At 50.4% G+C, this 11,119-nt stretch carries 12 protein-coding genes; 7 read left to right on the top strand and 5 right to left on the bottom strand.

The annotated features are described in order from the left end of the window. Positions 1–197 precede the first annotated feature (197 nt). Positions 198–1,541 carry an NADP-specific glutamate dehydrogenase gene (gene gdhA, locus RBH92_RS13800; RefSeq protein ID WP_307932575.1) on the bottom strand — a complete coding sequence of 448 codons (1,344 nt, stop codon included), beginning with the start codon at positions 1,539–1,541 and terminating at the stop codon, positions 198–200. Positions 1,542–1,836: 295 nt separating this feature from the next. On the opposite strand from gdhA, the gene RBH92_RS13795 reads away from it, so the two are divergent. From RBH92_RS13795 to RBH92_RS13780, 4 genes are all read left to right on the top strand, one after another. After that, entirely contained in the window at positions 1,837–2,031 is a 195-nt protein-coding gene (locus tag RBH92_RS13795; protein WP_307932574.1) for a type II toxin-antitoxin system VapB family antitoxin, read from the top strand. Further along, positions 2,031–2,420, top strand: coding sequence for a PIN domain-containing protein (locus tag RBH92_RS13790; protein WP_307932573.1), 390 nt, complete (start codon positions 2,031–2,033; stop codon positions 2,418–2,420). Before RBH92_RS13795 ends, RBH92_RS13790 begins: the two co-directional genes overlap by 1 nt. A gap of 195 nt (positions 2,421–2,615) precedes the next feature. Next, positions 2,616–3,575 (top strand): hypothetical protein, encoded by a 960-nt coding sequence (locus RBH92_RS13785; protein ID WP_307932572.1) that lies wholly within the window; start codon positions 2,616–2,618, stop codon positions 3,573–3,575. A gap of 106 nt (positions 3,576–3,681) precedes the next feature. Continuing rightward, positions 3,682–4,188, top strand: a complete 507-nt coding sequence (locus RBH92_RS13780; protein WP_307932571.1) for a hypothetical protein — start codon at positions 3,682–3,684, stop codon at positions 4,186–4,188. Positions 4,189–4,727: 539 nt separating this feature from the next. Here RBH92_RS13780 and RBH92_RS13775 read toward each other — a convergent pair. Together RBH92_RS13775 and RBH92_RS13770 are read right to left on the bottom strand one after the other, a co-directional pair. Beyond that, on the bottom strand, positions 4,728–5,804 hold the full coding sequence (locus RBH92_RS13775; RefSeq protein ID WP_307932570.1) for a Fic family protein: 1,077 nt from the start codon (positions 5,802–5,804) through the stop codon (positions 4,728–4,730). Beyond that, entirely contained in the window at positions 5,801–6,061 is a 261-nt protein-coding gene (locus RBH92_RS13770) for a hypothetical protein (RefSeq protein ID WP_307932569.1), read from the bottom strand. Before RBH92_RS13770 ends, RBH92_RS13775 begins: the two co-directional genes overlap by 4 nt. A 337-nt stretch (positions 6,062–6,398) precedes the next feature. Between RBH92_RS13770 and RBH92_RS13765 the strand changes: the two genes are divergently transcribed. From RBH92_RS13765 to RBH92_RS13755, 3 genes are all read left to right on the top strand, one after another. Beyond that, entirely contained in the window at positions 6,399–8,084 is a 1,686-nt protein-coding gene (locus RBH92_RS13765; protein ID WP_307932568.1) for a hypothetical protein, read from the top strand. Next, positions 8,068–8,835, top strand: coding sequence for a hypothetical protein (locus RBH92_RS13760; RefSeq protein ID WP_307932567.1), 768 nt, complete (start codon positions 8,068–8,070; stop codon positions 8,833–8,835). Before RBH92_RS13765 ends, RBH92_RS13760 begins: the two co-directional genes overlap by 17 nt. Before the next feature lie 187 nt (positions 8,836–9,022). After that, complete coding sequence (locus RBH92_RS13755) at positions 9,023–9,397, top strand: hypothetical protein (protein WP_307932566.1); 375 nt, start codon at positions 9,023–9,025, stop codon at positions 9,395–9,397. Between the two features lie 45 nt (positions 9,398–9,442). On the opposite strand, the gene RBH92_RS13750 is transcribed toward RBH92_RS13755, so the two are convergent. Both RBH92_RS13750 and RBH92_RS13745 read right to left on the bottom strand, forming a co-directional pair. Continuing rightward, the gene (locus RBH92_RS13750) at positions 9,443–10,111 is read right to left on the bottom strand and encodes an O-methyltransferase (RefSeq protein ID WP_307932565.1); all 669 of its coding nucleotides are present in this window, start codon (positions 10,109–10,111) and stop codon (positions 9,443–9,445) included. Between the two features lie 18 nt (positions 10,112–10,129). Next, positions 10,130–11,116: a class I SAM-dependent methyltransferase gene (locus RBH92_RS13745; protein WP_307932564.1), complete on the bottom strand. Its 987-nt coding sequence runs from the start codon at positions 11,114–11,116 to the stop codon at positions 10,130–10,132. Between the last annotated feature and the right edge of the window lie 3 nt (positions 11,117–11,119).

Here is an 11,119-nt window from a genome sequence, read left to right as displayed (position 1 = left end):
GCCCGATATGGCGTTCAAATCTAGAAATTCAGACAGCGGTTCTCAGAATTCCCTTAACAGGCCGTTGAAAAACGTTTTCGAGGCAGCCGATACAAGGCAAAAACAGGTGAAAAAGCGCAGTTTATGTGCAATAAATGAGCATTCTGAACCTGTTTTTAACACCGTAGCGGCAACGCAGATAGCTTTTAAACAGCCTGTTAAATAACGCCTTGTCCCAGCATCGCGTCCGCCACTTTGACAAATCCGGCAACGTTCGCGCCGTCGACATAATTGATGCTGCCGTCAGACTTGGCGCCGTATTTCAAGCAGGATCGGTGAATGGCCTGCATGATTTCCTTCAGCCGCGCATCCACTTCCTCGCGCGTCCAGGAAAGACGCATCGCATTCTGACTCATTTCCAGACCGGAAGTCGCAACCCCACCGGCATTGCTGGCTTTGCCCGGCGCATAGAGCACTTTGTTATGAATGAAGCATTCGACCGCTTCGGCAGTCGACGGCATATTCGCGCCTTCGGCCACGCAAATCACGCCGTTCTTGACCAGCGTTCTGGCGTCGTCGCCGTTCAATTCGTTTTGTGTGGCGCACGGCAGCGCGACTTGCACCGGGATATGCCACGGTTTTTGGCCCGGCAGGAAGGTGACGTTGACACGTTTGGCGTATTCATCCAGGCGCGCGTACAAATGATTTTTCACTTCCGCCAGCACCGCCAGTTTTTCCGGCGTAAAGCCCGCTTCGTCGACGATCGTGCCGCTGGAATCCGATACCGTCACCACTTTAGCGCCTTGCGACATGGCTTTTTCCACCGCAAACTGCGCCACATTGCCGGAACCCGACACGGACACGCGCATGCCTTCGAGCGAACGTCCGGCATGCTGCAACACTTCCTGCGCGAAATAAACCGTGCCGTAACCGGTCGCTTCCGGACGAATCAGCGATCCGCCGAAACTCAAGCCCTTACCGGTAAACACGCAATCCGCGCGATTCGACAATTTTTTCATCATCCCCGCCATGAAACCGACTTCGCGTCCGCCCACGCCGATATCACCCGCCGGTACGTCGGTATCCGAACCGATGTGACGGAACAATTCGCTGATGAATGCTTGGCAAAAACGCATCACTTCGCCGGGGCTTTTGCCTTTCGGATCGAAATCGGAGCCGCCTTTGCCGCCGCCCATCGGCAACGTCGTCAGCGCGTTTTTGAAAGTCTGCTCGAATGCCAGGAACTTAAGAATCGACAAATTCACCGATGGATGGAAACGGATACCGCCTTTATACGGACCGATTGACGAGCTGTGCTGAATGCGATAACCCCGGTTAACCTTCACTTCGCCATGATCGTCCACCCAGGAAACCCGGAATATAATCACCCGTTCCGGTTCAACCAGCCGATCCAGCAAACCATGCTCGGCATAGCGCGGATGTTCCGTGATAAACGGCCACAAACTTTCAATGACCTCCGTTACCGCCTGCATGTATTCTGGTTGATTCGGATTGCGCTCAGCCACATAGGCACTGAACTCGTCGAGACTCTTATATTTCATTTTATTCCCCCGGTATGTGAAAGGTTATCTGCAAGTAGGGCAATTTTGCCAAATAAATTCACCGGGCGCACTGTATTTTTGTCGGAAAAGGGGATTATTGTCATTGCTGCATGGATAAAGGGTGTTTTGGGCTAGTGGCTAACCCGGATAAGCTCGTGTCATCCAGAACTATTATGAAATTTACCGCCCTGGAACTGCGTATCTGATCTGCTGCTGTTTTAGCCGATGGCAACGTAATTTCATTGATTCTATATGCATGATTGTCTATGCTTGTATGCATTTTATGGGAGGCATAATGAGAACGACTTTGGATTTACCCGAAAACCTGTTAAACGAAGCGATGCGCGTAACCCGCACCGAAACTAAAACGGCAGTGATCGTATTGGCGCTGGAAGAGTTAATCCGCAAAGCAAGAATCGCCGAACTCAAGCAATTCAAGGGAAAAATCGAATTGGATATCGACCTTGATAATCTTCGGGCGCGCCGGTAATGGCCGTGTTGGTGGATACCTCCGTCTGGATCGATTATTTCCGGAGCGGTCAGCAATCCGCCGAATTGAGTTATCTTATCGATGAGAACGTTATCGTTACCAATGATTTGATATTGACCGAATTAATTCCCTTCTTAAAACTGAAGAATCAAATGAGAGTTATCGAATTGTTGCGTGAAATAAAGCGATTGCCAATGCAAATTGATTGGGACGATATCATCGAATCGCAATGGCAGTGTTTGAAATCCGGATCCAACGGAATAGGCATTCCCGATCTCATCATTGCACAAAATGCGAAGGTTAATCACTGCGAAGTATTTTCGCTCGACAAACACTTTCAAATGCTCACGCAAGTGATTACTATCAAACTTTATCAATTATCGGGATAGATACCATCAATCTCGCAACGTTAGAATTTTGATCTGTGGATCTAACATTTTCATGCAATGAAGCCTATATCAGCAGCAACGCAATAAAATTAAGGAGATAAAATGAATTTTGCGTTATTAGATAAGACTTATGACGCAATATATCACGTCATTTCGGACGCCTAATTGTAGTTATGCGTCTAGCCGGAGCTGCGTATGAATTCTATGACTTACCTTGACATTGAAAAGACACAGAAAGGACTTCACGAGAAATTTCAGCGTTTGGTAAGCGTGGAGCTGGACTGGTACGAGAAGGAGGCGATAGCGCTTCTTGGAAAGAGGCGTCTGCCATCGCTTAAGGACGATCAAATAATTCAGCAGATGCTTGCAAAGTCTCCCAACGATGAAAAGAAGAAGTTGGCAGATCCTGCCTATTACACTGCAAACGTGGTCGCCTACTTGAAGGTGTGCAGAGAACTATTGCATCCCGACTTCATTAAGCGCTTTGCGGTCGTACCGGGTGCTGAAATGGATGATCTAGTTGTTTACAACTATCACCGGCTATTTCAAGGGCTACTATTTGATTCACTTGTTCTTCTAAATGAGTTCGCGGTTCGAATAAAAGGCGTTCCAGAACCTTACGGGTGCGGAAAAAATCTGTGGCAACACCATATGACGATGTACCAGTCATTGAGGCAGTCCATATTCGGGCAAGCATCATTTCACTCGTTCATTGAGGTAGAGCCTGATCTGGCAATTTCAATAATTAGACAAATTGTTGAGTTAAGAGTACGAAGAGCGTTTGGTGTTCTTGGTTGGTTTCAGCCAGCTACGCAGTCTCTTGAGCCGCTTGCAATGAGCAAGTTGTTTGAAGAGATAAACAAACACAAAAGTGATGTTGATTTGTCTATCCCGCTTGAGTGCCTTATTCGGATTTATGGCTGGTCCAATATCTTCCTTCACACCGGAATAAAGGAATATGCGTGGAAGCCAATGGTAGTAAAGGAATATCTGAAGGAGTTCTGCTTGGGTAAGAGGGATCAGTACAACGTGAATGGCGGTGTTGTGGTCACAAAATCAGTGCTTGCGGCAATCGTCGCATCGCTAGAACAGGCGCATCCGTCTGGGGCTCAGGTCATACAGATAGAGCCAGAGGCGGTGGTAAAGGACGCATAACAATTCGCTGCAGGCGCGACGGCCCTGTCGGGCCGCGGCCTGAGCTCAAACGTTAGGCCTATCATACGTGCGAGACCCTACGCCTCACTTTGAAGCACTGTTCGAAGTGCTTAACTTCAGCACAAAGCGGGAGCTAGAGAGGCATTGCAAGAACCTGATCATCTACCAGCAAGATCTCGTCGCATTGATCTTGGCCACGCAACATGGTGCTCTAGAGCCATACCGTTATGCAAATCACTTCGACCGCACTACAACGAGCAACCTCTATCCAAACGATACGGAACGATCTGCCATATCCAAAAACGGAATCGGTGAGTTCAAAACCCGAGGGGCTAAGAAGTTCGCCAGCAAGATTTCTCAGCTTTTCAAAGAACAACGGGCATTAGCAGCTCATATTTTCTATTCGCCGAATCATCGCTACTGGCATCTGTTCTACTTCGACAACAGAGATACATCAGAGCACGGGAATCATTGGAAGCATGGTCCGCACGTCCACTATGTTTCAGATCTTTGGCCTGAACTTACTTTGGCGGAAGCGTGGCGACAAGTCACAACCGGAGACTTTTCGTTCCGAAACAAGTTGCACATCAAATACCGTTCAGACTACGAGTAAGCCATGCACGAAACGCCCTTGCTTCGGCCACAAGGCCTAACTGGTCGGTCAAGCGGACGCCAACACTGGCCATGGCTTCGCCATTTTCACGGTCAGTTTTGGTGCCCTGCGCACATTCGGTGCTCCGGCGCCGCTTACCTTGGAGCGTTATGTAGCCAGTTAAAGCAAATAACCTGGATAAGCTTGCGCTATCCCGGGTTGCGGTGAGCTAGTCACATTGGGTCAGCGCGCTACCAAGGATTGTCGGCTGATTTATACGATCCCGGAATCCACCGCTCATGTCAGTTCCAGCTTGTCCACGCCGCTTACGCGTAATACTTCATCGGTGTCGGAAACCAACGGATATCGGGACTTAGAATGGCAGAAGGAGAACTTGAAAAATCGGGGGGAATTGCCATTACGGATTCTCCGCTATCAAATCTCGATACCTGTTGTTGGGGATATGTATAGAAAATAGCAGTTTTCTATACATTTCATTTGGGATATGTATAGAAATTGACAGTTTTCTATACATGTTTTTTGGATGAGTATAGATTTTGTCATTTTTGATGCACGTTGCTTAGAAGATTATAGAGCGCAGTGTTGATGTAATAATTGTCGCGGCCTATTTTGTGCTTTTCCAGCAGCCCGATGCCGATCAATTGATCCAAATAACGAATCGCCGTAATACGGCTCACATTCAACTCGGTCATGACAAAATCGATTTTAGTGTACGGATGGCGAAAAAGGTTGTTAAGCAAATCCTGGCTGTAAATCTTGGGCAATTCACTACGCATTTTTTGTTTGAAAGCCTGCATGATGGTTTTAATGCCTTCGATCAGTGCAACAGTTTGTTTGGCGGTTTGTTCAACGCCTTCCAGCATGAACATCAGCCAAGGCTCCCAATCATCTGTATCACGCGTGGTCTGCAGCAAACGGTAATAATCGATTTTGTTCTGATTGATATACCGGCTCAGATACAGCACAGGGATCTTGAGTAGTCCTTGTTTGACTAAGTACAGGATATTGATAATACGGCCGGTTCTTCCGTTGCCATCGTAAAAAGGGTGAATGCTCTCAAATTGGTGATGAATGACCGCCATTTTAGTCAGCGTATCCCAATCGCACAGGTCATCATCGTTGATGAAGCGTTCCAAATTGGTCATTAAGGTAACGATTTCATCCGCATGTTGCGGCGGCGTATAAACAATTACTCCGGTGAGATCGTTTTTTAACGCGGTGCCGGGTAATTTGCGGAAACCCGCGCTATTTTCTTCGATGGTTGCCTGAATATACAGAACATCGTTATTAGTCAGTAAGCCGTTCGCCTTAACCTGTTGAAAGCCATAATGCAAAGCATTGGCATAGTTGTGCACTTCTTTCGCCGCTATGCTGACAAAAAGCTTGGCGGTGCTATCGCTGCGATAAAGATCGTCGTGCGTCGTGATGATGTTTTCAATCGCGGAACTGTCCTTAGCTTCTTGCAACGAGAGCGTGCTAATGAGAATACCCTCGTTCGGAATACTCGCTGCAATGCCCTTGAGTTCCGCCAGTGCTTGATGTGCCCGAGCGAGTTTTTTCAGCACCGCTTTGGTTTCAATTTCTTGCGGAAATGGCAACAGCTTGAGAGTGCTCATACCGTCACCTCGACAATCGTCATTGTGCCGTTGCCGAAAATATCCGCCACTTTCACTACGATTTTGCGCCGTCCGGGCATGATTTCCTGGAATATGCTGGTCAGTTCCAGCGAGCGGTCTTTTTTTGCACGGAAGCTCTGCCATTCGTATTTGGATGGATTCATTCGCAACGTTGCCATTCCGGACAATTCGCTTTGCCCGGCTAGCCTTTCCAGCAGTTTGATGATGTCGCGCTTTTCGTGATCGGTGAGTTTCATGTTGCCAGCAATTTGGCGGATCCAAAAAGAAGCTAGTCTATCATGAGCAATACCGGGTATTGCGAGGAGCTGGGTATGCCTGCGCCAAGCAGGACTCGAGTAATGCTATGGTTTGCGAAAATTCTCAATCGCAAAGCCCCAACGGTCATTATGCGAATGAATGTAAGCAGCTTTCGCCGGAGGTTATCGGGTCATCACTAAATTTACATTCAATCAACATTTCTCTACACTTGCAGTTCATCTCTGAAGTTCGTGCAGTTGTTGGTCTGTAAATCATTGGTTAGCCGCGGGTTTTTGATCCGGCCGTTTTGATAATACTGAATCACAGGAGGTTGCAATGAGCGAGAACGGTGCGCCCTTTATTCGCCTGGGGGAGGATGCAGATGCCGCGCCCCGGCTGAATTATTCGATTCCGGAATCCACCAATCATGTCGGCGTTAGCGTCATTTCCGTCGATATCGATGAGAATGTTCTTAACGCCGCGACTCTGAAAGAACTCCGGGAAAACGTTGAAAAGAAGAAGGTCAAGCGGCCTCGGCCAGTCGGGCCGGATTTACGCATCGACAACCTGACATTGGTGTCCAAAAGCGATCGTGTAGCGACGGTGAGCAACCTCAAGGCGGTTGCGGAAGTTTACGAGCAATATCCCGCGAGCTTCATTTATAAACCCAGCGAAGGCATGCTCGGGTTTTCCGGAAATTTCGACATTATTCAGCCGAAACCGCGCCCGCCATCGCGGGTGTTTCCAAAAATCCTGTTCTTCGAGAAGCTGCAGATTTCCACTTTTTTAGGCAACTATGGCGCGGGCCGGGTGATTAAAACCTTTTCTTTATTTCCCGGCGAGAAAACCAAGATCTCGCTCAAGACCTACCAGAAAACCATTCAGAAAGACGAATCCAAGGTCAATTTCGGTTCGTCGGTGCTGGATTCCGTGACCGAGGAAGCGGCCATCGACTTCGAGAACAGCCTGCAAAGCGAGTCGTCGAACAAATACACCGAAACCGAAGCGGATATTCTGAATTCGCAGAAAAACTATAACAAAAAAGAAGGGAGCGGCAGCGCCAACGTGCTGTGGGGATTGGTCGAAGCCGGCGGCAGCGGCGGCTCGGAATCCTCGGAAGAGGTCAGCGGGGAATGGGGTACGCGAAGCGCGCGTGAATCCTTTGCCAACACGGTATCGAATGCATTGTTTAAACATTCCGCCCGCGCTTCGTCAAAGCGCGACGTGGAAATCAATACCAGCCAGGAACAAAGTTCCTCGACAACTTCGGAAGCGGGCTCGGAGAGCACCATCGAACGTCAGATCGAAAACGTCAACGTCAGCCGCACGCTGAATCTCGTTTTCCGCCAGATGGTACAGGAATACATTTCGGTGTTGCATCTGACGGATGTGAAGATCGCGTTGTACGATGAATCGCCGGGACCCTATCCGCAATATGCGATCCACGAGCTCGATAAATTCCTGGATGCGTATTTCACCGACGATCCGCAGACACGGCAACGCATACTTAGCGGCATCATCCGCGAACTGTTTTTTATCTTCGACTACCGCGACACGCCACAGCAATTTCTGGAACAAGTGAATCTCGAATTTCCTGCGACTTCGATTGCGGGATTGAATATCCGCTTGCCCAGGAACGTATCCTACCTGCGGGTCAATAAATCGCTGAAAACACGACTGGAAGGACGCGAATTCATCGAGGTGCCAGGCGTGGTGCTTAAGGAAAACGTCATCACCATGCGCACCGATGGGGTCGTGGTCGATGGATTCCTGGGTCGCGGCGGCGATCCGGAAGCAGGGCTGCTCGATACGTATTCGGCGAGCTTGCAAACCGAGACAATCCGCGAAATGGCGCTGAAGAATTCGTTGCAGCAGGAAGAAATTTCCAGGATAGCGCTGGGGCGCGATGTCGTAGCCAATGGCGACGAGCAGCAAGCGGAACGGTTCCGCAAGGTTTTCTGCTGTGAACCGGAAGCCGTGAAGGAAGGCGAACAAGGCGGGCAGGATGACAACAACGCTTGAACGCATTCTAAACAAAGCGGCTATCCGTTTCGATGCTGTCCGCGACCGGGTGACGGATAGAGCGGAAGAAGTGCTCGGCTCAAAAAAACGGGTGCAAACACGGGAAATCTGGGCGGTGGGGGATTTTCCGAATCCCTGGCCGTCGGAACAAGCGGAAATCGATGCATTACTAAACGACGAATGGTTTCCCAGCACCAAGGATTTCGCCGCGGCAATCAAAAACAGCGGCGCGAAGGGAAAGAGCTATGACATCGTTAATCACTCCGCCAGCTTCATCAACCTGGTATACCTGCAACCCAAAGGCAGCATTGCCCGGTTAAACTTTGTAACCCACGGTGCCAGCGACAGCATCGGGTTGCAAGGCCGGATCGAAAACGACGGTGTCTATTTCGACGAAGAATTGGAAGCCGGGGTTCTGGAAGGATTTAAGGAAAATGGGATTTTGAAGGATGACGGAACCGTGGTCCCCTGGTCAGACGTTAAAGCCCGCTTCGCGAAAGATGCGGTGATAGTCGTCTATGCCTGCAAAGCGGCCCTGTCCGAGGATTTTCTTCAGACTCTGGCGGATGTGTTTGGCGTGACCGTGCAAGGATTTACCGCCGAATTGCATTACACCTACAGCGAAGAAGCGCTGCAGAATGGCAAGATCGATAGAAAGCAGTTGAAGGTCGACGGTCAATCCGGCATAAAATTACTGAGCCCTAATGTCACCAAAAAACCATCGGCGCCGGTTGAATCGACGCCTCCGTAATGACTTCATGTGATAAAACTTGAATCACCAGATATTTAATAAAATTAATGAGATAAGATGAGTTCTGCAATATTAGACATGATTGATGATGCAATATATCACGTCATTTTCGGACATCTAGTTCAAGTTGGGCATCAAAGCGGCTGTAGCGCAGCTTCATCGCGCAGCGCCCCTGAGCTTGGAAGTTATGCAACCAGTTGAAGTACCACCCGATCTGAACGCCGTCATTGTCGCCGCAGCGGCACAGCGTCGCAATTTGTTCATCGCTCGGGACACGCACTATGACGCTTTCAACATCGAGCTGCGGTGGTGGATCGGTAATCATCTCCATCGCCTGGACTTTCAACCCTTCCCTGAGGGACAAGTCGTTGTTAAAAAGCTGATCGACATCTTTCCGGTAGCTGGGCGCTTGCTTTATTGGGCGCGCAATGCGATACCGATGTTCCCGTACTTAGCGAAAACAGAATCCACAGACCTGGGAACACTGACTCCACCGTTCACGAAACTGGAGCTTGAAGAAGCCGTCGATGGGTTCTTGGCAAGGGCTGCAAACATCACATAGCCTACAGATTTTTCAAATTTTGCAACGGGTACCCTTACCTTCAACTCACTTCCTCCGCGCCACCACCAATCCATCGCGCGTCGGGTTGATAAATGCGTCGAAGTCCGGGTCTTTGAAAATCAGCCGGTTATGTTCGGCGATGGCTGCGGTGGAGCCGGGGGATGCGTCTTGATACGTGTCCATCGCGACCCGTCCGCGCCATAACACGTTATCCGCGATATACAGTCCTCCCGGCCGGATCCGGTCTTTCGCCAGCCGCCAAACTTCGGGGTAGGCGTGTTTGTCGACGTCGTTATAGCAAATGTCGAACAGTCCTTCGGTTTGGGCAAAAACTTCCTGCGCCATGCCGGTGTTGAACTGCACGCGTTGCCACAGCGCCGCTTGCGTTAAGTATTGTTGCGCGCGCTCGCGGTTTTGTGTGTCTGAGTCGCTGCAAATCACCAAGCCATCGTCGCCGACCGCGCGCGCGAACCAGTAGGCCGAATAGCCATAACCGCTGCCAAATTCGAATACCCGCTTGGTGCCGATCATTTTCGCCTGGGTTTCGAGAAAAACACCCGCCAACCGGTTGACGATCGGAAAATTATTGCGCCGTGCATAATCTTCCATATCCAGCAACACCGGGTGATCGGTATGCGCCACTAGCTCGCGCATATAGGTTTCGATGAGCGGATCGACCGGGGCAATGCCGGATCGGTTAGATTGATTGTTCATTTTTAAAATCAGTGAAAGTTAAGAAATCTTCTTGGCGATTAGCACACATTCCTCACCAGAGTTTTTATCGAGCAGATAACGCACGCTGGCAGCCACTTGAAACCGGAATCCCCGTAGCACATCGCGAACCGTGATACGGCCGGTGTCTAGCTGCGCGGTATCCGTTAATTCCGCCGCTGACCGGCTGCTCTGCCCAATGCCGTACGCGCCGACCGGCGTGGTCCAGGTTTGCACGCCGCCGAATCCGGCTTTTTCCGCGAGCTGCGATAAAGTTACACGATTGAATAAATGCAAATGCCGCGGTGGTTCAAGCCCGCGCCAACCGGCGGTGAAGGTGCGATGACCGTAACTGGCGGTATTCGGCGTCAGCAGCACGATCACGCCGTCCTTTTTGAGCAAGCGGTGGCAGGTTTGCAGCATTGCCAGCGGGTCGTGCACATGCTCGATGACGTGACTCATGATAATCGCATCGTAGGGTTCTGCGGCGTCGATCGTCTCCAGCGGGCCCAAATGCACCGCGATTCCGTATTTTTGCCGCACATGATCTGCCGCGAGCGGATCGACTTCCTGCCCGGCGACCAGCCAGCCGGATTTTTGCATTCGCGCCAGGCGCTTGCCGTTGCCGCAACCGACTTCCAGCAACCGTCCCGGCAATGTCTTATCGAGATAAATGCGCTTGTAGCGGCGGCGTTCTTGCCGCAATCCCAACAGGATGACGCTGAGCGGGTGTAACAGGCCGCGCACGATGCGCGCCATGCGCGTGAGCTGCCGGTGACCGGCATGATCGTGGGTATAGTAAGTTTTATAGGCTTTGCCAATGTCTGCGATGGTTGGCCGGGGATCCAGCCAGACCAAACCACAACTTGGCGACGGACAACGTTTAAGCACCCACTCGCCCGGTGCGCCGAATAACCGGTCGGTCAGACGGGGATATAACACTTCACCCGGCTGTCCGCACAAATAACAAACAGGGTTTGACTCAGTAGCGATCGGTTCTGGTTGCATCGC

The sequence above is a fragment of the Nitrosomonas sp. sh817 genome (assembly GCF_030908545.1).
Lineage (GTDB): Bacteria > Pseudomonadota > Gammaproteobacteria > Burkholderiales > Nitrosomonadaceae > Nitrosomonas.
Note: the sequence above shows the minus strand (reverse complement) of the source record. Positions and strands in the feature narration are given on the sequence as shown.